This is a genomic window from Pseudomonas sp. LS.1a (assembly GCF_022533585.1).
Classification (GTDB): Bacteria; Pseudomonadota; Gammaproteobacteria; order Pseudomonadales; family Pseudomonadaceae; genus Aquipseudomonas.
The window spans coordinates 420,994-442,419 of sequence record NZ_CP092827.1 but is presented as its reverse complement, the minus strand read 5'-3'; the positions used below and the strand labels follow the sequence as shown (position 1 = coordinate 442,419).

Sequence of the window (21,426 nt, the reverse complement as noted above, 5' to 3'; positions counted from 1 at the left end):
ATCGCCTGTACCGGCCCTTTCGCGGGTAAACCCGCTCCCACAGGAATTGCACAACCCTTGAAATCTGTGTGATCCCTGTGGGAGCGGGTTTACCCGCGAAAGGGCCGGTACTGACAACAAAGACCTCAAGCCCCTGCACCGCTGGCCCTCCCCCCTCTCAATGGCCTAGACTGCATTATTGCGTCAGCTCGCCCAAGGCCCTTGCATGTCCGACCCCCGCTATCAGATCGACGTCAGCGTCGTGACCCGCTACCTCAAAGAACAATCCGACCCCGAAAACAGTCGCTTCGCTTTCGCCTACACCATTACCGTGCAGAACAATGGCTCGCTCAAGGCCAAGCTGTTGTCTCGTCACTGGCTGATCACCAACGGTGACGGCGAGGTCGAGGAAGTGCGCGGTGCCGGTGTCGTTGGCCAACAGCCCGATATCGACCCGGGCCAGAGCCACACCTACAGCAGCGGCGCGGTCATCAGCACCCGCGTGGGCACCATGCAGGGCAGCTACCAGATGTTCGCCGAGGACGGCAAACGCTTCGATGCCGAGATCGCCCCCTTCCGCCTGGCGGTGCCCGGAGCGCTGCACTGATGGCTACCTACGCCGTCGGTGACCTGCAGGGCTGCCTGCAGCCACTCAAATGCCTGCTCGAACGGGTCAACTTCAACCCCGCCGTCGACCGCCTGTGGCTGGTCGGCGACCTGGTCAACCGCGGCCCCGAGTCACTGGAAACCCTGCGCTTCCTTTATTCCATCCGCCAGTCGCTGGTGTGCGTGCTGGGCAACCATGACCTGCACCTGCTGGCCGCCTGGCACAACGTCGAACGCCTGAAGAAAAGCGACACCCTGCGCGAGATCATCGAAGCGCCGGACGCCGACCAGCTGTTCGACTGGCTGCGCCAGCAAAAGCTGCTGCATTACGACGAGCCCCGTGGCATCGCCCTGGTGCACGCCGGCATTCCGCCGCAATGGACCTTGGGCAAAGCCCTGGCGCTGGCCGCCGAGGTCGAGGAAGTGCTGCGCGACGATGAGCGCCTGAAGCTGTACCTGGACGGCATGTACGGCAACGAGCCGAACAAGTGGAACAAGAACCTCAGCGGCATCGAACGCCTGCGGGTCATCACCAACTGCCTCACGCGCATGCGCTTCTGCACCCCCGAGGGCAAGCTCGACTTCAAGAGCAAGGAAGGCCTGGATACCGCGCCCAAAGGCTACAAGCCCTGGTACGCGCACAAGGACCGCCGCTCACGCCATGTGAAGATCATCTTCGGCCACTGGGCCGCCCTGCAGGGGCAGGTGAACGAGCCCGGCATCATCGCCCTGGACACCGGTTGCGTGTGGGGCGGCGCCATGACCCTGTACAACGTCGACAGCGGCGAATACCACCGCTGTGACTGCAGCGACGACGGCAACTTACGCCTCCCCACCCAAACGCCTACACTGAACGATCAACCCTGAAGGAAGCCGTACCCATGAGCGAATTCAAGCGCATCCCTCCCGAACAGGCCCTGGCCCTGCGCGCGCAAGGTGCGGTAGTCGTCGACATTCGCGACCCGCAGGCCTTTGCCGCCGGCCACATCACCGGCGCCAGGCATCTGGATAACCATTCGGTCGCCGAGTTCATCCGCAATGCCGACCTCGATGCCCCGACCTTGGTGGTGTGCTACCACGGCAATTCCAGCCAGAGCGCTGCCGCCTACCTGGTGAACCAGGGCTTCTCCGACGTGTACAGCGTGGACGGCGGCTTTGAGCTGTGGCGCACTACCTACCCGGCCGAGACCGCCCAGGGCACTGCCGAATAATTTTTTCATTTTTACTGCAGCCCGCGCCCCGTGCGGGCTTGCGGCTTATCTGACGAACGGTCGCTCGCAACTTCTCCGCCCCTCGCCCTTGACCTTGCGGATAACCAACTATTCTTAAGCGCAGGCCATCCAGAAAAAGGGGAGAGCCGGTACACCGGCGTGCGGGTCATCGGTAGCGTTACAGGGTGTTCTGGGGGGTATACAGCAGCCGGCGGACCCGGTTGCATGCCAGCATCAGCTGACTGATCCGGCGTCGTCTCCACGTATCGAGCGAGGTGACGTCATGAGTATTTTTAGCCACTTCCAACAACGTTTCGAGTCAACGCGCCAGGAAGAACTCTCGCTGCAGGAGTACCTCGAGCTGTGCAAAGAGGATCGCAGTGCCTACGCATCGGCGGCCGAACGGCTGTTGCTGGCCATCGGTGAGCCGGAGCTGATCGACACCTCAACCAACTCCAGACTGTCGCGAATCTTCTCCAACAAGGTTATCCGCCGCTATCCGGCCTTTGCCGACTTCCATGGCATGGAAGAGTGCATCGACCAGATCGTGTCCTACTTCCGCCACGCCGCCCAAGGCCTGGAAGAAAAGAAACAGATCCTCTATCTGCTGGGCCCGGTTGGCGGTGGTAAATCGTCGCTTGCCGAAAAACTCAAGCAGCTGATGGAAAAGGTACCGTTCTACGCCATCAAGGGCTCGCCGGTATTCGAGTCGCCCCTGGGGCTGTTCAACGCCACCGAAGACGGGGCCATTCTCGAGGAAGAGTTCGGCATCCCGCGGCGCTACCTGAACACCATCATGTCGCCCTGGGCCACCAAGCGCCTGCAGGAGTTCGGCGGCGACATCAGCAAGTTCAAGGTGGTCAAGCTGTACCCGTCGATCCTCAACCAGATCGCCATCGCCAAGACCGAACCCGGCGACGAGAACAACCAGGACATCTCGGCCCTGGTCGGCAAGGTGGATATCCGCAAGCTCGAGGAATTCCCGCAGAACGACGCTGACGCCTACGCCTATTCGGGCGCGCTGTGCCGGGCCAACCAGGGCCTGATGGAATTCGTCGAGATGTTCAAGGCCCCGATCAAGGTCCTGCACCCGTTGCTCACCGCCACCCAGGAAGGCAACTACAACAGTACCGAAGGCCTCGGCGCCATCCCCTACTCCGGGATTTTGCTGGCCCACTCCAACGAATCGGAATGGCATACCTTCCGCAACAACAAGAACAACGAGGCGTTCATCGACCGGATCTACATCGTCAAGGTGCCGTACTGCCTGCGCGTCAGCGACGAAATCAAGATCTACGACAAGCTGCTGATCAACAGTTCGCTGGCCAAGGCCCACTGCGCACCCGACACGCTGAAGATGCTCGCCCAGTTCACCGTGCTGTCGCGCCTGAAAGAGCCGGAAAACTCCAACATCTACTCGAAGATGCGGGTGTACGATGGAGAAAACCTCAAGGACACCGATCCGAAGGCCAAATCGATCCAGGAATACCGGGACGCCGCCGGCGTCGACGAAGGCATGAACGGCCTGTCGACCCGCTTTGCCTTCAAGATCCTCTCCAAGGTGTTCAACTTCGACCCGCATGAAGTGGCCGCAAACCCGGTGCACCTGCTGTATGTGCTGGAACAGCAGATCGAGCAGGAACAGTTCCCTGCCGAAGTGCGCGAACGCTACCTGCGCTACCTGAAGGAGTACCTGGCCCCGCGCTACATCGAGTTCATCGGCAAGGAAATCCAGACCGCCTACCTGGAGTCCTACAGCGAATACGGCCAGAACATCTTCGACCGCTACGTGCTGTACGCCGACTTCTGGATCCAGGACCAGGAATACCGCGACCCGGAAACCGGCGAAATCCTCAACCGTATCGCCCTCAACGAAGAACTGGAGAAGATCGAAAAGCCGGCCGGCATCAGCAACCCGAAAGATTTCCGCAACGAAATCGTCAACTTCGTGCTGCGTGCCCGAGCCAACAACAATGGCAAGAACCCGAGCTGGCTGAGCTACGAAAAGCTGCGGGTGGTGATCGAGAAGAAAATGTTCTCCAACACCGAGGACCTGCTGCCGGTCATCAGCTTCAACGCCAAGGCCAGCAAGGAGGACCAACAGAAACACAACGACTTCGTCACGCGCATGGTGGAGCGTGGTTATACCGACAAACAGGTTCGTCTGCTGTCGGAATGGTACCTGCGGGTCAGGAAATCGCAATAAAGCGACAAGCTACCCACCGCGCGCCCAAGGCTGCTACACCAGCCTTGGGCGGCGGCAGCTGCTTTGCTGCCTTTACGTGAAGCGGCTCGTAGCTTGAAGCGTGCAGCTGTTCCCAGCTACCGGAGGGACCATGAGCTACGTTATAGATCGACGCCTGAACGGCAAGAACAAGAGCACGGTGAACCGCCAGCGCTTCTTGCGGCGGTACCGCGAGCACATCAAGAAAGCCGTCGAAGAGGCGGTGAGCCGCCGTTCCATCATGGACATGGAACATGGCGAGCAGATCAGCATTCCTGGGCGCGACATCGACGAACCGGTGCTGCACCATGGTCGTGGGGGCAAACAGACCATCGTGCACCCAGGCAACAAGGAGTTCACCGCCGGTGAACACATCCCCAGGCCGCAAGGCGGCGGCGGTGGTGGCAGCGGCCGTGGCAAGGCCGGCAACTCCGGCGAGGGCATGGACGACTTCGTCTTCCAGATCACCCAGGAAGAATTCCTCGAGTTCATGTTCGAGGACCTCGAACTGCCCAACCTGGTCAAACGTCACCTGACCGGGGCCGACACCTTCAAGACCGTGCGCGCCGGTATCGCCAACGAAGGCAACCCATCACGCATCAACATCGTGCGCACCCTGCGTTCGGCCCATGCCCGGCGCATCGCCCTGACCGGCAGCAGCCGCGCCCTGCTGCGCGAAGCACAGAAGGAACTCGCCCGCCTGAAGGTCGAGGAACCAGACAACTTCACCGATATCCAGGAAGTCGAACATGAGATCGAACGCCTGAAGGCACGCATCAACCGCCTGCCCTTCCTCGACACCTTCGACCTCAAGTACAACCTGCTGGTCAAGCAGCCCAACCCCAGCTCCAAGGCGGTGATGTTCTGCCTGATGGACGTGTCCGGCTCGATGACCCAGGCCACCAAGGACATCGCCAAGCGCTTCTTCATCCTGCTGTACCTGTTCCTCAAGCGTAACTACGAGCGCATCGAAGTGGTTTTCATCCGCCACCACACCAGCGCTCGTGAGGTCGACGAGGAAGAATTCTTCTATTCGCGGGAAACCGGCGGCACCATCGTTTCCAGCGCACTCAAACTGATGCAGGAGGTCATGGCCGAACGCTACCCGGCCAGCGACTGGAACATCTACGCCGCCCAGGCCTCCGACGGCGACAACTGGAACGACGACTCGCCGATCTGCCGCGACATCCTGGCCAAGCAGATCATGCCGCATGTGCAGTACTACACTTACGTTGAAATCACCCCGCGAGAGCACCAGGCGCTGTGGTACGAATACGAGCGCATCGGCGAAGCCTTCCCCGACACGTTCGCCCAGCAGCAGTTGGTATCGGCCGGCGACATCTACCCGGTCTTCCGTGAACTCTTCCAGCGCAGGTTAGCCACATGACCGCCAGAGCACAGAGACGCCAACCCATTTCCACCGGGTCCGAGTGGACGTTCGAACTGATCCAGACCTACGACCGGGAAATCAGCCGCCTGGCCGAGCGTTACGCCCTGGACACCTACCCCAACCAGATCGAGGTGATTACCGCCGAGCAGATGATGGACGCCTATGCCTCGGTCGGCATGCCGCTGGGTTATCACCACTGGTCCTACGGCAAGCAGTTCCTCAGCACGGAAAAGTCCTACAGCCGCGGCCAGATGGGCCTGGCCTACGAGATCGTGATCAACTCCGACCCGTGCATCGCCTACCTGATGGAAGAAAACACCATGTGCATGCAGGCACTGGTGATCGCCCATGCCTGCTACGGCCATAACAGCTTCTTCAAGGGCAACTACCTGTTCCGCACCTGGACCGACGCCAGCTCGATCATCGACTACCTGGTGTTCGCCAAGCAGTACATCGCCCAGTGCGAAGAGCGCCATGGCATCGATGCCGTGGAAGACCTGATCGACTCCTGCCATGCCCTGATGAACTATGGCGTCGACCGTTACAAGCGGCCTTACCCGATTTCCGCCGAAGAGGAGCGGCGCCGGCAGAAGGAGCGCGAGGAGCACCTGCAGCGGCAGATCAATGACCTGTGGCGGACCATTCCGAAAAGCGCCGACAAGGGCAACGATCGCGATGATGCGCGCTTCCCCGCCGAACCGCAGGAAAACATCCTGTATTTCATCGAGAAGAACGCCCCGTTGCTGGAACCCTGGCAGCGCGAGGTGGTACGCATCGTGCGCAAGATCGCCCAGTATTTCTACCCGCAACGTCAGACCCAGGTGATGAACGAGGGCTGGGCGACGTTCTGGCACTACACGCTGATGAACGACCTGTACGACGAAGGGCTGATCACCGAAGGCTTCATGATGGAGTTCCTGCAGTCGCACACCAGCGTGGTGTTCCAGCCCGGCTTCGACAGCCCCTACTACAACGGCATCAACCCCTACGCACTGGGCTTTGCGATGTACACCGACATCCGCCGCATGTGCGAAAACCCGACCGAGGAAGATCGCCGCTGGTTCCCCGACATTGCCGGCAGTGACTGGCTTTCTACCATCAAGTTCGCCATGAGCAGCTTCAAGGACGAGAGCTTCATCCTGCAGTATCTTTCGCCCAAGGTCATGCGCGATCTCAAGCTGTTCAGCATCCTAGATGACGACCAGCGCGACGACCTGTATGTACCTGCCATCCACGACGAGGCTGGCTACCGGACCATTCGCGAACTGCTGGCGGCGCAGTACAACCTGGGCAACCGCGAACCGAACGTGCAGATCTGGAGCGTCGACCGCCGCGGCGACCGCTCGCTGACCTTGCGCCACCAGCAACACAACCGCAAACCGCTGGGCGACTCGACCGATGAAGTGCTCAAGCACCTGCACCGCCTGTGGGGCTTCGACATCCATCTGGAGACCGTACAGGGCGAGCAGGTAATGAAGACCCACCACATGCCACCACGCGGCGAACACGGCGAAAACGGCGACTACGGCCGCATGGACCTGGCTGTCATCCACCACCTCTAGTGCCACGCCATAACTGCCGACAGGGTATCCTGTCGGCAGTTATGGAGAGTTGCACATGCACATCTACAAAGTCGGCGGCGCCGTGCGCGACCGCTTGCTCGGCCGCCCTGTCAGCGATATCGACTGGCTGGTGGTCGGCGCCACGGTCGAGGAAATGCACGCCAAGGGCTTTCGACCGGTCGGCGCTGATTTCCCGGTGTTCCTGCACCCGAAAACCGGCGAGGAATACGCCTTGGCGCGCACCGAACGCAAGAGCGGGCGTGGCTATGGCGGGTTCACCTTCCACGCCAGCCCCGATGTAACCCTGGAAGAGGACTTGATCCGCCGTGACCTGACCATCAATGCGATGGCCGAGGACGAGGCGGGTACGGTGTACGACCCTTATCATGGCCAGGACGATCTAGATCAGCGCCTTTTACGCCATGTTTCCCCGGCATTCGCCGAAGATCCCTTGCGCGTGCTGCGCGTAGCACGCTTTGCTGCCCGTTATGCACCGCTGGGTTTCCGGGTTGCCGATGAGACACTTGAGCTGATGCGCCAGATCAGCGCCTCTGGCGAATTGCAGGCGCTGACTGCCGAGCGCAGCTGGAAGGAAATCGAGCGGGCGCTGATGGAGGCGCAGCCGCAGGTGTTCTTCCAGGTGTTGCATGCTTGTGGCGCCCTGCAGCAGCTGTTGCCTGAGCTTGATGACGCTCCCCAGGCCCTGGCAGCGCTGGAACAGGCGGCATTGCACGAACAGCCCCTGCATGTACGCTGGGCCTGCTTGTTGCGGGCGCTGGCCCCAGCCGCGATCAAAGCCGTCAACCAGCGCCTCAAGGCGCCGCGAGAGTGCCAGGAGCTGGCGTTACTGACGGGTGAGTGCCTGGCGCAAGGCAACCAGGCGCTGGAGCTGCCTGCCACGGCATTGCTGGAGCTGTTGCAGAAGTTCGATGTGTACCGGCGACCGCAGCGGTTCGAGGACTTCCTGATCGCTTGCGAGATGACCGCGCTGGGCGAGGGCAAATCGGGTTATCCACAGGCCGATTACCTGCGCGGGGCAGCGGCGGCGGCGCGGGCGGTGGATGTGAAGCCGTTGGTGCAGGCAGGGCTGACTGGCCAGGCCTTGGGCGAAGCGCTCAAAGGTGAGCGGCTGAAAGCCCTCGAGGCTTACAAGCTCGGTTGAGCATACCGGCCCTTTCGCGGCTAAAGCCGCTCCCACAGGGATCGCACAGCATTTGGCATCATGCGATCCCTGTGGGAGCGGCTTTAGCCGCGAAAGGGCCGGGACAGGCTTATGCCGGAGTCAGCTGCAACCCACGCCACTCAAAGGCAACCGGCGCCAACACCTGATCGATCCGCGCCTCCTGCCACAACTGCGCCATCGTCTTGCCTACCCCCGGATGCACCAGCTCCGGCGCCAGCAGCGACAGCGGCCACAGGACGAAGGCATTCTTCAGGATCTCGGCCCGAGGCAACACCAGCCCATCGAACGTGCCGTGCAAATCGTCATACATCAGCACGTCGATATCCAGCGGCAGCCCTTTGCGGTCCGGCGCATAGCGGCCGTTGTCGGCCTCGATGAACTTCAGCCGGCGGTCCAGTTCGATCAACGGCAACGCAGTCTGCCCGGTCACCACGAAGTTGATGAACGGCCCGCTCTTGATCCCCACCGCCTGGCTTTCGAACGCCGGCGAACAGCGTATATCGCTCAGGATGCCGGCCAACGCATCGAGCCCGGCGCACAAGTGCGCCTCGCGCTCGATGTTGCTGCCAAGGCCAAGGTAAACCGTGCTCAGAGACATCCGCGCTCGATCTCCACGCCAACACCACCACGGGCCGCAGGCACCGCACCCGGCTTGGTCAGTTTCAACCGCACCCACGGGATGTGGAACTCTTCCATCAATGCCGCCACCAGGCGCTCGGCGAAGGTTTCCACCAACTCGAAACGGGCCTGTTCGGCAAACGCCTGGATGCGCGCCGATACGCTGGCATAGTCCAGGGCCAGGTTCAGGTCGTCACCGGCCGCTGCCGGGCGGTTGTCCCAGGCAAAGCTCAGGTCCAGGCGCAAGCACTGGCGAATATCCCGCTCCCAGTCATAGGCACCGATGACGGTATCGACTTCCAGGCCTTCGATGAACACTCTGTCCAAGCACTTCTCTCCACAGCACGACAAGGGCGACTGGCGCCGTTAGAATCAGGGCGTCCTCGCCCGGAATAGTTAGCATGTTTTGGTTACTGGCGTTGCTCGCCTACCTGCTCGGCTCGCTGTCCTTCGCCATCGTCCTCAGCCGCCTCACGGGCAGCCCGGACCCGCGTTCCAGCGGCTCAGGCAATGCCGGCGCCACCAACATGCTACGCCTGGCAGGCCGCAAACTGGCGATCCTGACCCTGCTTGGCGACCTGTGCAAGGGCCTGTTGCCAGTATTGCTCGCCCGCCTTGCCGGGCTGGACCTGCACGCACAGGCCTGGGTCGGCGTGTGCGCGGTGCTGGGCCACCTGTTCCCGCTGTACTTCCGCTTCCAGGGCGGCAAGGGCGTGGCGACCGCCGCCGGCATGCTCATGGCCCTTTACTTCCCGGCCGCACTGCTGGCCATCGGCGCCTGGCTGCTGACCTTCTACCTTACCCGCACCAGCTCGCTGGCGGCGCTGATCGCCACACCACTGACCTTGCCATTGCTGGCCTGGCGCGAGCCCGAGGCCCTGCTGCCGATCACCGTGCTGACGGCGATGATCGTGTGGCGTCACCGCAGCAACCTGCGCGACCTGTTTGCCGGGCGCGAACGGCACTTCTGACGCTTAAACCGGCGGCAGCTGCTCCATCGGCCAGCGTGCCTGCACGCTGATTGCCAGGTCCTGCTGCTGCCCGGCCAACAACCGCTGGCAGCCAGCGTAGGCGATCATCGCGCCGTTGTCGGTGCAGAACTGCGGGCGCGCGTAGTACACGTTGCCCTTGATGCTGCCGAGCATGTCCTCGAGGGACGCGCGCAGGGCCTTGTTGGCGCTGACGCCACCGGCAATCACCAGGCGCTTGAGGCCGGTCTGCTTGAGCGCCCGCTTGCACTTGATGGTCAAAGTCTCCACCACCGCCTGCTGGAATGCCAGGGACAGGTCGCAACGGGTTTGCTCACTGTCGTCGCCGGCATCGCGGCACTGCTGCCAGGTGTTCAGGGCAAAGGTTTTCAGGCCGCTGAAGCTGAACTCCAGGCCCGGGCGGTCGGTCATCGGCCGCGGGAACACGAAGCGGCCAGGCACGCCGCGCTCGGCCAGGCGGGCGATTTCCGGGCCACCGGGGTAGTTCAGGCCGATCAGCTTGGCAGTCTTGTCGAACGCTTCGCCGGCGGCGTCGTCCAGGCTCTCGCCCAGCAGCTCGTATTGGCCGATGCCATCGACCCGCACCAGCTGGGTATGGCCACCGGAAACCAACAAAGCGACGAACGGAAACTGCGGCGGGTTTTCTTCCAGCATGGGCGCCAGCAGGTGGCCCTCCATGTGGTGCACGCCAATCGCCGGGATGTCCCAGGCAAAGGCCAGCGCCTGGGCGCAGGAGGCCCCCACCAGCAATGCACCGACCAGGCCCGGGCCCGCGGTGTAGGCGATGGCGTCGATCTCGGTGGCGACGCAGCCGGCCTCGTCCAGCACCTGGCGGATGAGCGGCAGCATGCGCTTGACGTGGTCACGCGAGGCAAGCTCTGGCACCACACCGCCGAACACGCGGTGCAGGTCGATCTGGCTGAACAGCGCGTCGGCCAACAAACCGCGCTCGCTGTCGTATAATGCGACGCCAGTTTCGTCGCAGGATGTTTCCAATCCCAGTACTAGCATGGGTTCGTCCCTTGTGGGGGCTGAATTCGAAGCCGCGCATGATAGTCCCCGTGTCGGATGCCGACCAGCGGTTTTCGATCAGAGGCTTTGCATTCCGGCTTGCTAAGGGTTAACATCCGCAACCCTTGAAAACCGACGTTCTCCAGCACACCTTTGTTTTGCCAGGAGCACGTCTACCCCGGTAATGAATTAAGGTAGCCCTGGATGCCAGCCGTCAAAGTTAAAGAGAACGAACCCTTCGACGTAGCTCTGCGTCGTTTCAAGCGCTCCTGCGAAAAAGCCGGTGTACTGGCTGAAGTTCGTAGCCGCGAGTTTTACGAGAAGCCGACCGCCGAGCGTAAGCGCAAAGCAGCTGCTGCTGTTAAGCGTCACGCCAAGAAAGTTCAGCGCGAACAGCGCCGCGCCGTTCGTCTGTACTAATACAGACGTTCTACGCAAAGCTTCTGCCTGCCCGGCTAACCGCCGGGCGATGGCAGTGGTCGCTTCAAACTTGAGCAGCTAGCTCAAGGCCCTGCACAAGCTTCATGCGAACTGCACATGGGCAACCTGCCTGAAACGTCAGAGCTGGTCCTCCTTGCTGTATGACCAGACGTGCACGTCCGACTGACGGGCCCTCAGGGGCTGGCGACGAGCACACATTCCCTCGCACTTCCCCAAGCGGCACTCGCCCCATTCGGCGCGTGAGCGATTAGACTTGCCAGTTGCCAGATGACGAGACTGCCATGGCCGGGCTGATTCCCCAGAGTTTCATTGACGACCTTATCAACCGCCTCGACATCGTCGACGTGGTGAGTTCGCGCGTCCAGCTGAAAAAAACCGGCAAGAACTACTCCGCCTGCTGCCCGTTCCACAAGGAAAAGACCCCTTCCTTCACGGTCAGCCCCGACAAGCAGTTCTACTACTGCTTCGGCTGCGGTGCCGGCGGCAACGCCCTGGGCTTCGTCATGGACCACGACAACCTGGACTTCCCCCAGGCCGTCGAGGAGTTGGCCCGCGCCGCCGGCATGGAAGTGCCCCGCGAGCAAGGCCGCCGCGACCACAAGCCGCGCCAGCCAACCGATTCGCCGCTGTACCCGCTACTGGACGCCGCCTCGGAGTTCTACCGCCAGGCCCTGCGCAGCCACCCGACCCGCAAAGCGGCGGTGGAGTACCTCAAGGGCCGCGGCCTGTCCGGGGAAATCGCCCGCGACTTCGGCCTGGGCTTCGCCCCGCCAGGCTGGGACAACCTGCTCAAGCACCTGGGTGCCGACACCCTGCAGCAAAAGGTGATGATCGATGCCGGCCTGCTGATCGAGAACGCCGAAAGCGGCAAGCGCTACGACCGTTTCCGCGACCGGGTGATGTTCCCGATCCGCGACAGCCGCGGACGCATCATCGCCTTCGGTGGCCGAGTGCTCGGCGACGACAAGCCCAAGTACCTGAACTCCCCGGAAACCCCGGTATTCCACAAGGGCCAGGAACTGTACGGCCTGTACGAGGCGCGCAAGCACAACCGCAACCTCGACGAAATCATCGTCGTCGAAGGCTACATGGACGTCATCGCCCTGGCCCAGCAAGGCCTGCGCAACGCCGTGGCCACCCTTGGCACAGCCACCAGCGAAGAGCACCTCAAGCGCCTGTTCCGCGTGGTGCCCAGCGTGCTGTTCTGCTTCGACGGCGACCAGGCCGGGCGCAAGGCGGCCTGGCGCGCCCTGGAATCGACCCTGTCGAACCTGCAGGACGGTCGCCGCGCGCGCTTCCTGTTCCTGCCCGAAGGCGAAGACCCGGACAGCCTGGTGCGCGCCGAAGGCACCGATGCCTTCATGGCCCGCATCAACCAGCACGCCCAGCCGCTGGCCGATTACTTCTTCGAGCAACTGAGCGTCGAAGCCGACCCGCGCTCGCTGGAAGGCAAGGCGCACATGGCGACCCTGGCCGCACCGCTGATCGAAAAGATCCCCGGCGCCAACCTGCGCCAACTGATGCGCAACCGCCTGAAGGAAATCACCGGCCTCGACCCGCAGCAGGTCGAGCAACTGACGCAACACGCCCCGGCCTCCAGCAGCGTGCCGGACTACGACCCTGGCTACGACTACGACGCCATGGCCAGCTACACCCCCGACTACGGCGACATGCCGCAGCACGACTACGCCCCCGTTCATCAGGAACAGGAGTGGAAGCCGAACAAGGGCGCTGGCAAGAAGCAGTGGAGCGACAAGCCCTGGGACAAGAACCGCAAGGGTGGCAAGCCCTGGCAGCAACGTGACGAAGCGCCACCCCGCGTGCCGGCCCCGGTCGAGCCGCCCACCCTGGCCGCCCTGCGCACTCTGCTGCACCACCCGCTGCTGGCCGGCAAGGTGGAAGATGCCAGCCACTTCGCCGACGAAGAGCACCTGTACAGCCAGCTGCTGGTAGCACTGATCGAAGCCGCGCAGAAAAATCCTGGGCTAAGCTCAATGCAGTTGATCGCGCGTTGGCACGGCACCGAACAGGGGCGCCTGCTGCGAGCCCTGGCGGAAAAGGAATGGCTGATCGTGGCCGACAACCTTGAACAACAGTTTTTCGACACTATAACTAGCTTGTCCGCCCGCCAACGCGAGCGCAGCCTGGAACAACTGCTCAGGAAATCACGTCAAAGCGAATTGACCAGCGAGGAAAAAACCCAGCTCCTCGCCCTGCTGAGCCGGAATGTTCCCGCACAAACGCCGACCTCATCTGGCGCGTGAGGCCCATGCTCGGGTATAATCCTCGGCTTGTTTTTTGCCCGCCAAGACCTTCAGTGGATAGGGTGTTATGTCCGGAAAAGCGCAACAGCAGTCTCGTATCAAAGAGTTGATCACCCGCGGTCGTGAGCAGGGTTACCTGACTTACGCGGAGGTCAACGACCACCTGCCTGAGGATATTTCAGATCCGGAACAGGTGGAAGACATCATCCGCATGATCAACGACATGGGGATCAACGTATTCGAGAGTGCTCCGGATGCGGATGCCCTTCTGTTGGCGGAAGCCGACACCGACGAAGCCGCGGCCGAAGAAGCCGCTGCTGCGTTGGCGGCAGTTGAAACCGATATCGGCCGCACGACCGACCCGGTGCGCATGTACATGCGCGAAATGGGTACCGTCGAGCTGCTGACCCGCGAAGGCGAAATCGAAATCGCCAAGCGTATCGAGGAAGGCATCCGTGAAGTCATGGGCGCCATCGCCCACTTCCCGGGCACTGTCGACTACATTCTCGGCGAATATGACCGTGTCACCACCGAAGGTGGCCGTCTGTCGGACGTTCTCAGCGGTTACATCGACCCTGACGACAATATCGCCGCGCCGACCGAAGAAGTGCCGATCCCGGGCACCAAGGCCGCCGCCGCGAAGGAAGAGTCCGACGACGACGAGGAAGAGTCCGAAAGCGGTGACGACGAGGAAGAGGCCGAGAGCGGCCCGGACCCGGAAGTCGCCCGCCAGCGCTTCGGTGCGGTCAACGACCAGCTGCAGGCCACCAACAAGGTCCTGAAGAAGAACGGTCGCACCCACAAGGACAGCGTCGAGGCCCTGCAGGCCCTGGCCGACCTGTTCATGCCGATCAAGCTGGTACCCAAGCAGTTCGAGGTACTGGTAGAGCGTGTTCGTGACTCCCTGAACCGTCTGCGCCAGCAGGAACGCGCCATCATGCAGCTGTGCGTGCGTGACGCCCGCATGCCGCGTGCCGACTTCCTGCGCATGTTCCCGAGCAACGAAACCGACCAGACCTGGAGCGGTGACCTGGCCAAGCGCAACACCAAGTGGGCTGCCGCCCTGGGTGAAAAGGACGCTGCCATCGTCGCTTGCCAGCAGAAGCTGATCGACCTTGAGACCGAAACCGGCCTGACCGTTGCCGAGATCAAGGAAATCAACCGTCGCATGTCGATCGGTGAAGCCAAGGCCCGCCGCGCCAAGAAAGAAATGGTCGAGGCGAACCTGCGTCTGGTGATCTCCATCGCCAAGAAGTACACCAACCGTGGCCTGCAGTTCCTCGACCTGATTCAGGAAGGCAACATCGGCTTGATGAAAGCGGTGGACAAGTTCGAATACCGTCGCGGCTACAAGTTCTCGACCTACGCTACCTGGTGGATTCGCCAGGCGATCACCCGTTCGATCGCCGACCAGGCGCGCACCATCCGTATTCCGGTGCACATGATCGAGACGATCAACAAGCTCAACCGTATTTCCCGCCAGATGCTGCAGGAAATGGGTCGCGAACCGACCCCGGAAGAGCTGGGCGAGCGCATGGAAATGCCTGAGGACAAGATCCGCAAGGTACTGAAGATCGCCAAAGAGCCGATCTCCATGGAAACCCCGATCGGTGACGACGAAGATTCGCACCTGGGCGACTTCATCGAGGACTCGACCATGCAGTCCCCGATCGACGTGGCCACGGTCGAAAGCCTCAAGGAAGCCACCCGTGACGTGCTCTCGGGCCTGACCGCACGCGAAGCCAAGGTGCTGCGCATGCGTTTCGGTATCGACATGAACACCGACCACACCCTCGAAGAGGTAGGCAAGCAGTTCGACGTGACCCGTGAGCGGATCCGTCAGATCGAAGCGAAGGCGTTGCGCAAACTGCGCCACCCGACTCGCAGCGAGCATCTGCGCTCCTTCCTCGACGAGTGATGACAAAACCCCGGCCCAGGCCGGGGTTTTTCTTTTCCGCCCCTTCCACTGCCTGTTCTGGCCTCATCGCCTCCCCCTGCCGGCCGCAACCACACAAAGCCCGCCATCCATCGCACATCGGCAGCAATGCCCGTCTACACTCGACTTCAGACCCCCTGAATGCGAGGCCGCTATGCACCCGATGCCGGCCATTCTGTTGCTGCTCCTGATTTTGTGGAACACAACGGCCGGCGCCCTGACCCTGACAGACGAGGAGAAAGCCTGGTTGGCTGCCCACCCGCAGCTGAGCCTGGGTGTAGACGCCTCTTGGCCACCGTTCGAGTTTCGCGACCAGGAGGGCCGGTACCAGGGATTGGCCGCCGATTACATCGCCACGATCCAGCAACGCCTGGGGGTGACGCTCAAACCGGTCGAACCCAGCAGCTGGACCGAGGTACTGGCGCAAGCCCGCGAAAGCCGCATCGACCTGCTGCCCGGCATCATGTCCACCCCCGAACGCCAAGGCTACCTGGCCTTCACCCGGCCGTACCTCGACTTCCCCATCGTCATCCTCGCCCACAAAGGCGGCGCACAGCCGCGCAACCTGAAAGACCTGTACGGCCTGAAGATTGCCGTGGTCGAAAACTACGCTCCGCACGAACTGCTGCGCACCCACCACCCGGACCTCAACCTGGTGGCCCTGCCCAACGTCAGCTCCACCCTGCAGGCCCTGGCCACCGACGAAGTGGACGCGGTGGTCGGTGACCTCGCTTCAAGCATCTGGAGCCTGCGCCAGCTCAAGCTCGACGGCCTCTACGTCAGCGGCGAAACGCCCTACCGCTACCAACTGGCCATGGCCGCCCCGCGCGACAACAAGGTACTGGTCGGCATTCTCGACAAAGTGATGGCCGACATGAGCAGTGGCGAAGTCAGCCAGATCCAGCAACGCTGGGTGGGCTATGTGGTCGACCAACGGATGTTCTGGTCCGACCTGCTGGTGTATGGCCTGCCCGCGGTGCTGGTATTGATGGCCGTGCTGGCAGTGGTCATCCGCATCAACCGCCGACTCAGTTCGGAAATTTCTCGGCGCATCGCCCTGGAACAGGAGCTGCGCAGCAGCGAGTACCACTATCGCAGCCTGGTCGAGAGCCTGTCCGCCATCGCCTGGGAGGCCGACGCCAACGACTTCACCTACAGCTACGTCTCGCCCCACGCCGAAGGCCTGCTCGGCTACCCATTGGCCGACTGGCTCAAGCCCGGCTTCTGGCGCAGCATCCTGCACCCGGAGGATGCCCTCTGGGCCCAGGCCTACTGCGACAGCGAAACTGCCGCCGGGCGCGACCACAGCCTCGACTACCGGGTGATCCGGGCCGATGGCCAGCCATTGTGGGTGCGCAACATCGTCAGCATGATCGAGCATGGCCACCAGCCAGTGATGCGCGGGCTGATGATCGACATCAGCGAGACCAAGCGCACCGAGGACGCCCTGCGCCTGTCCGAGCAGAAGTTCGCCTCGGTGTTCCAGCAGTGCCCCGACATCCTGCTGATCGCCCGCCACAGCGACGGCTGCCTGCTGGAGGTGAACGAAGCCTTCGAAGAGCAGATCGGCCTCTCCCCGGGCCAGGTCATCGGCCGCACTGCCACCGATCTCAACCTGTGGGGCGTCGAAGGCACCGGCCCGCGGCTGCTCGAACGCCTGCATCAGGGCGGTATCCGCAACCTGGAAATGAGCTTCCGCCGCAGCAACGGCCAGCTGTTCACCGGCCTGACCTCGGCCGAAACCTTCGAGCTCGACGGCAACCTCGCATTGGTGGTGGCGGTACGCGACATCAGCCAGCTCAAGGAAACCCAGGAGCAGCTGCAAACCTCGGAAGAGAAATTCGCCAAGGCCTTCCACGCCTCGCCCGACGGCCTGTTGCTGTCGCGCCAGAGCGACGGCTTGCTGCTCGAAGTGAACGAGGGCTTCTGCCGCCTCACCGGCTATGACCTCAGCCCGACCCTCGACCAGACCTCGCTGGACCTGGGCATCTGGGTCGACCTCAACGAACGCAAGCGCCTGGTCGAACAGCTCAACCGCGATGGCTTCGTGCGCGACTTCACGTGCCACTTGCGCCGCAGCGATGGGCAGATTCGCCTCTGCGAGCTCTCTGCACGGCCGCTGCCAATTGCTGGCGAAGACTGCATGCTGACCATCGCCCGCGACATCACCGAACGCCACCTGATGCAGGAAAAGCTGCAGCTGGCCGCCACCGTGTTCGAGAACACCGCCGAAGGCGTGCTGATCACCGACATCGACCAGCGCATCAGTGCCGTCAACCGCGCCTTCAGTGAAATCACCGGCTACAGCGAGATCGAAGCCCTCGGCCAGACCCCACGCCTGCTCGCCTCCGGCCAGCACGACAGCGCGTTCTATGTCGCCATGTGGCATCAGCTGACCGATGAAGGCCACTGGCAAGGCGAAATCTACAACAAGCGCAAGAATGGCGAGCTGTACCCCGGCTGGCTGACCATCAGCGCCGTGCGCAACAGCGAGCGCGAAATTACCCACTTCGTCGCCGTTTTTGCCGACATCTCCAGCCTCAAGCACGCCCAGGCCAAGCTCGACTACCAGGCCCACCATGACCCACTGACCGGCCTGCCCAATCGCGCCCTGTTCGAGAACCGCCTGCAGGCTGCGCTCACCTGCTCGCAGGTGTCCAACCGCAAGGGCGCGGTACTGTTCCTGGACCTTGACCGTTTCAAGCACATCAACGACAGCCTCGGCCACCCGGTCGGCGACCTGCTGCTCAAGGGCATCGCCCAGCGCCTGAAGGAGCAGGTGCGCGACGTCGACACCGTGGCCCGCCTGGGCGGCGACGAGTTCATCATCCTGTTGCCCGGCCTGCACAAACCCAGTGACGCCAGTACCATCGCCAACAAGCTGCTGGCCTGCTTCAACGCACCGTTCCAGGCCGGCGAGCACGAGTTCTTCACCAGCGCCAGCATCGGCATCAGCCTTTATCCACAAGACGGCACCGACGTTGCCACACTGATTCGCAACGCCGACGCCGCCATGTACCGCTCCAAGGCCAAGGGCCGCAACCGCGTCGAAGCCTACACCCTCGACCTCACCACTCAGGCCAGCGAACGCATTGCCCTGGAGCACGAACTGCGCCGCGCCATCGAACGCAACGAACTGAGCCTGTGCTTCCAGCCCAAGCTCAGCCTCAAGACCCAGAGCCTGGTCGGCGCCGAAGCGCTGATCCGCTGGAGCCACCCGACCTTTGGTGAGGTGCCGCCGGAACACTTCATCCACTTGGCGGAAGAGAACGGCACCATCCTCCAGGTCGGCGACTGGGTACTGGAGCAGGCCTGCCGGCAGATGCAGGCCTGGAAGAAGCACTACCAACCCTTCGGCCCGCTGTCGATCAACCTCGCCGGCGCCCAGCTGCGTCACCCGCACCTGGCCCGGCGCATCGAACAGCTGCTGAAGCAATACCAACTCAAGGCCGGCGACCTGCAGCTGGAAATCACCGAAAACTTCATCATGAGCCAGGCAGAAGAAGCCCTGGCCGTGCTGTACCAACTGAAGAAACTGGGCGTGCAGCTGGCCATCGATGACTTCGGCACCGGTTATTCATCCCTGAGCTACCTCAAGCGCCTGCCACTGGACATTCTCAAGATCGACAAGTCGTTCATCCGCGGCCTGCCCGACGACCCCCACGACGCCGCCATCGCCCGCGCGATCATCGCCCTGGGCCGCAGCATGCAGCTGACCATCATTGCCGAGGGCGTGGAAAACCAGGCCCAGCAACGGTTCCTGGCGGCTGAGGGCTGCGAGCAGATCCAGGGCTACATCGTCAGCCTGCCCCTGCCCCCGGACGAGTTCGCGGCGACGTTTCTTCGCATAGCACTATCGGATCTTTCAGATGGCACAGGTGCGAAACCCTCGTTATAATCCGGCCACTTACTGAGGGCCTATAGCTCAGTCGGTTAGAGCAGAGGACTCATAATCCTTTGGTCCACGGTTCGAGTCCGTGTGGGCCCACCAGCTTACAAGCCGCGCACTGCGCGGCTTTGTCGTTTCTGGCCCCTGCCATTTCCCACCTCACTTACCTTTCACAATCCTTGGATGTGTCCACAATGTGTCCACGCATGCCTGCCAGAGGGTTGAGATTGACCACATCGGCCAGATGCCCAGGGCTGAAGTGAGCGTACTTCTGAGTCATGGCTAACGAGGCATGGCCAAGCACCCGCTGCAGAGTCAGGATGTCCCGCCATTTCGCATGTAGTTGCTGGCGAAGGTGTGCCGGAGTATCGGATGTACAACCTGCCAGGCAACACCCAGGGGCACGGCAACGCCGTAGGGCCGCAAGACAACTTTGTGCTGGTTGGCCTGGGTACGAATGACCGGATCCGCAACCCGACACAGCCGCAGAGCGTGAACGAGTTCAGCGCTAACCTGGGCGCACTCCTGGACATCGTTCAACCGATGGCCAACGTGATCCTGATGTGTTCCAACCCGTCGAGCAACGAAGACCCGGAGAAATACGCCTTCACGATGCAGGACGTTCGGGGCGAGATCTACCGCACCGCCCGGGCGCGAAACCTGGACATGATCGACAACTACGCTGCGCTGTCGATTCCGGACATGAGCCTGATCGCTAACGATGGTCTGCACCCGAATGCACTGGGTTACTACCTCTACTCCAGGAACGTAATCGGCTCGGTTGAAGCTGCATAAAAAAAGGCCCGATACGAGGGCCTTTTCATTTACTGTGCGGCTGGTGCGCCTTGTTTGCTCACCAGACGCGGCCGAGCTTTCACATACGCCGCGAACAGCGAATCAATGAATCGGTAATACCGGTCGCGTAATTTCACGATTTCTGCGCCGTACTCTTCAGATGCAAGGTGCCCCACATACTGGCTGGCATTATCTACGCCTTGATCAAGCGCCGCCTTGTATGCGTTGGTCGTCCAAACCTCACCGTCCGCAGCTTGGGATTCTGCCAACGATTTCAGCACAATCTCTCGATGCTCCGATGATGCCACAGCCTTCTTGTAGCGCCCCTCTAGGACAGGATCAGATCCATGCTCAGCTATGGACCTCACTGTTGCATCGATATCGTCAGCATCGATTACCCTTTTCCCTGTCTGGAAGGCTAGCCGGAAAGCGAACTTTCCGATTAGGTGCACCATGTAGGGATGCCCTTGAGCCAGCACGATCAACCGCTCTTCAGCCTCGCTGTTGAACGAGATGTAATGTTCGATTGCTTTCTCGGCAATCATGATGATTTCGCGAAGCTCGTCCGCGCTCATAGACGGGAGGGGGATAATCGAGCCAGCAAACAGACGGTTGGAAGACTGATGTTCTTTCATCAGCTGCTGAATGTCTTGCGCCACTCCTACAATGCAGAATTTAACCAGCGGGACGTTGGTAGCCAACGCTTTCAGGAACGACGCGAAGCCGGTTGGATCCGCAATTTGGTCGAATTCATCAACGACGATGAGAATGCCATTTTTGGCAAGATCCGCTTCAATAATCGCCGAAACCGCGTTGGTAAACACTGTATCGATCGAATGAGCCGTGATGGGGGAAACCGTTTCACTTTCGGTTCGCCGTTCACCATCAATCCCAGCTTTTACGCCGAAAGCGCTTACCGAAAGCCCAGGCTTGTAACCCTCTACCACCTTCTGAGCCTTAGGAATCTGTGCAACCCATTCGCCAAGGCAATTCGAGGAAGTCAGCAGCCTTTCAAGCAAGTCGGTAGTGGTGGCAGTGGTTTGGCCACATGCATAGTAAAAGGTGAGGAAATCCAGCTTTTCATCATGAGGCAGTTCGAGCTTCTCCAGCAGCTCATTGTCACCGGTAGCAATGTTTACGATTTGTCGGGACAACGATGTTTTGCCGATCCCTCGGTTCCCGACAATTGCGAGATGTGCACCTTCAGCTATCAGGCCGTAGTAAGCGTCGCCAACCGACTTTTTCCGCCCTGCGAAACGAGTGGAGCTGTTGATTTCCTTAGCTGGCTGGAACGCGTTCTCTACCTTAGAGATCGATGGCCTGGTCAT

Annotated in this window: 17 protein-coding genes, 1 tRNA gene and 1 pseudogene; 14 read left to right on the top strand and 5 right to left on the bottom strand. The window is 61.7% G+C overall.

Going from position 1 to position 21,426, the window contains the following annotated elements:
* The first annotated feature begins 205 nt into the window (after window positions 1–205).
* The 7 genes from apaG to MKK04_RS01870 all read left to right on the top strand — a co-directional run bounded on the left by apaG (window position 206) and on the right by MKK04_RS01870 (window position 8,134).
* A complete protein-coding gene (apaG, locus tag MKK04_RS01900; protein WP_207834185.1) occupies window positions 206–586 on the top strand; it encodes a Co2+/Mg2+ efflux protein ApaG in 381 nt (126 codons plus the stop codon).
* Entirely contained in the window at window positions 586–1,452 is an 867-nt protein-coding gene (locus tag MKK04_RS01895) for a symmetrical bis(5'-nucleosyl)-tetraphosphatase (protein WP_207834176.1), read from the top strand. The genes apaG and MKK04_RS01895 overlap by 1 nt, the downstream gene beginning before the upstream one ends.
* 14 nt (window positions 1,453–1,466) lie before the next feature.
* Window positions 1,467–1,796, top strand: a complete 330-nt coding sequence (glpE, locus tag MKK04_RS01890; RefSeq protein WP_233694697.1) for a thiosulfate sulfurtransferase GlpE — start codon at window positions 1,467–1,469, stop codon at window positions 1,794–1,796.
* A gap of 283 nt (window positions 1,797–2,079) precedes the next feature.
* The gene (locus MKK04_RS01885) at window positions 2,080–4,002 is read left to right on the top strand and encodes a PrkA family serine protein kinase (protein ID WP_015268718.1); all 1,923 of its coding nucleotides are present in this window, start codon (window positions 2,080–2,082) and stop codon (window positions 4,000–4,002) included.
* A gap of 130 nt (window positions 4,003–4,132) precedes the next feature.
* Entirely contained in the window at window positions 4,133–5,407 is a 1,275-nt protein-coding gene (locus tag MKK04_RS01880) for a YeaH/YhbH family protein (protein ID WP_046614422.1), read from the top strand.
* The gene (locus MKK04_RS01875; protein WP_063914578.1) at window positions 5,404–6,972 is read left to right on the top strand and encodes a SpoVR family protein; all 1,569 of its coding nucleotides are present in this window, start codon (window positions 5,404–5,406) and stop codon (window positions 6,970–6,972) included. Before MKK04_RS01880 ends, MKK04_RS01875 begins: the two co-directional genes overlap by 4 nt.
* 55 nt (window positions 6,973–7,027) lie before the next feature.
* Complete coding sequence (locus MKK04_RS01870) at window positions 7,028–8,134, top strand: multifunctional CCA addition/repair protein (protein WP_207834168.1); 1,107 nt, start codon at window positions 7,028–7,030, stop codon at window positions 8,132–8,134.
* Between the two features lie 109 nt (window positions 8,135–8,243).
* Here the strand turns inward: MKK04_RS01870 and folK are convergent, their stop codons facing one another.
* Both folK and folB read right to left on the bottom strand, forming a co-directional pair.
* A complete protein-coding gene (gene folK, locus MKK04_RS01865; protein ID WP_241106187.1) occupies window positions 8,244–8,753 on the bottom strand; it encodes a 2-amino-4-hydroxy-6-hydroxymethyldihydropteridine diphosphokinase in 510 nt (169 codons plus the stop codon).
* Window positions 8,744–9,100 carry a dihydroneopterin aldolase gene (gene folB / locus MKK04_RS01860; RefSeq protein ID WP_009682799.1) on the bottom strand — a complete coding sequence of 119 codons (357 nt, stop codon included), beginning with the start codon at window positions 9,098–9,100 and terminating at the stop codon, window positions 8,744–8,746. The genes folK and folB overlap by 10 nt, the downstream gene beginning before the upstream one ends.
* Window positions 9,101–9,174: 74 nt before the next feature.
* Here folB and plsY point away from each other — a divergent pair, with 74 nt between their 5' ends.
* Window positions 9,175–9,744: a glycerol-3-phosphate 1-O-acyltransferase PlsY gene (gene plsY, locus MKK04_RS01855; protein ID WP_063914575.1), complete on the top strand. Its 570-nt coding sequence runs from the start codon at window positions 9,175–9,177 to the stop codon at window positions 9,742–9,744.
* A 3-nt stretch (window positions 9,745–9,747) separates the two neighbouring features.
* Here plsY and tsaD read toward each other — a convergent pair whose 3' ends face one another.
* Complete coding sequence (tsaD, locus tag MKK04_RS01850; protein ID WP_063914574.1) at window positions 9,748–10,773, bottom strand: tRNA (adenosine(37)-N6)-threonylcarbamoyltransferase complex transferase subunit TsaD; 1,026 nt, start codon at window positions 10,771–10,773, stop codon at window positions 9,748–9,750.
* A 204-nt stretch (window positions 10,774–10,977) separates the two neighbouring features.
* On the opposite strand from tsaD, the gene rpsU reads away from it, so the two are divergent.
* The 5 genes from rpsU (at window position 10,978) to MKK04_RS01825 (ending at window position 19,405) form a co-directional block, all read left to right on the top strand.
* Window positions 10,978–11,193 (top strand): 30S ribosomal protein S21, encoded by a 216-nt coding sequence (rpsU, locus tag MKK04_RS01845; protein WP_003255575.1) that lies wholly within the window; start codon window positions 10,978–10,980, stop codon window positions 11,191–11,193.
* Window positions 11,194–11,495: 302 nt separating this feature from the next.
* Window positions 11,496–13,478: a DNA primase gene (gene dnaG, locus MKK04_RS01840; protein WP_241106186.1), complete on the top strand. Its 1,983-nt coding sequence runs from the start codon at window positions 11,496–11,498 to the stop codon at window positions 13,476–13,478.
* Window positions 13,479–13,545: 67 nt separating this feature from the next.
* Entirely contained in the window at window positions 13,546–15,396 is a 1,851-nt protein-coding gene (gene rpoD, locus MKK04_RS01835; RefSeq protein WP_207834148.1) for an RNA polymerase sigma factor RpoD, read from the top strand.
* Window positions 15,397–15,568: 172 nt separating this feature from the next.
* Entirely contained in the window at window positions 15,569–19,312 is a 3,744-nt protein-coding gene (locus MKK04_RS01830) for an EAL domain-containing protein (RefSeq protein WP_207834138.1), read from the top strand.
* A 16-nt stretch (window positions 19,313–19,328) separates the two neighbouring features.
* Window positions 19,329–19,405 (top strand) — tRNA-Ile (locus MKK04_RS01825).
* Window positions 19,406–19,407: 2 nt separating this feature from the next.
* Here MKK04_RS01825 and MKK04_RS01820 read toward each other — a convergent pair.
* Window positions 19,408–19,672: pseudogene (locus tag MKK04_RS01820) on the bottom strand (tyrosine-type recombinase/integrase); the annotation flags it as partial.
* Window positions 19,673–19,675: 3 nt separating this feature from the next.
* Between MKK04_RS01820 and MKK04_RS01815 the strand changes: the two are divergent.
* Window positions 19,676–20,098: an SGNH/GDSL hydrolase family protein gene (locus tag MKK04_RS01815; RefSeq protein ID WP_241106185.1), complete on the top strand. Its 423-nt coding sequence runs from the start codon at window positions 19,676–19,678 to the stop codon at window positions 20,096–20,098.
* 29 nt (window positions 20,099–20,127) lie between these two features.
* Here the strand turns inward: MKK04_RS01815 and MKK04_RS01810 are convergent, their stop codons facing one another.
* Window positions 20,128–21,426 (bottom strand): nSTAND1 domain-containing NTPase, encoded by a 1,299-nt coding sequence (locus MKK04_RS01810; protein ID WP_241106184.1) that lies wholly within the window; start codon window positions 21,424–21,426, stop codon window positions 20,128–20,130.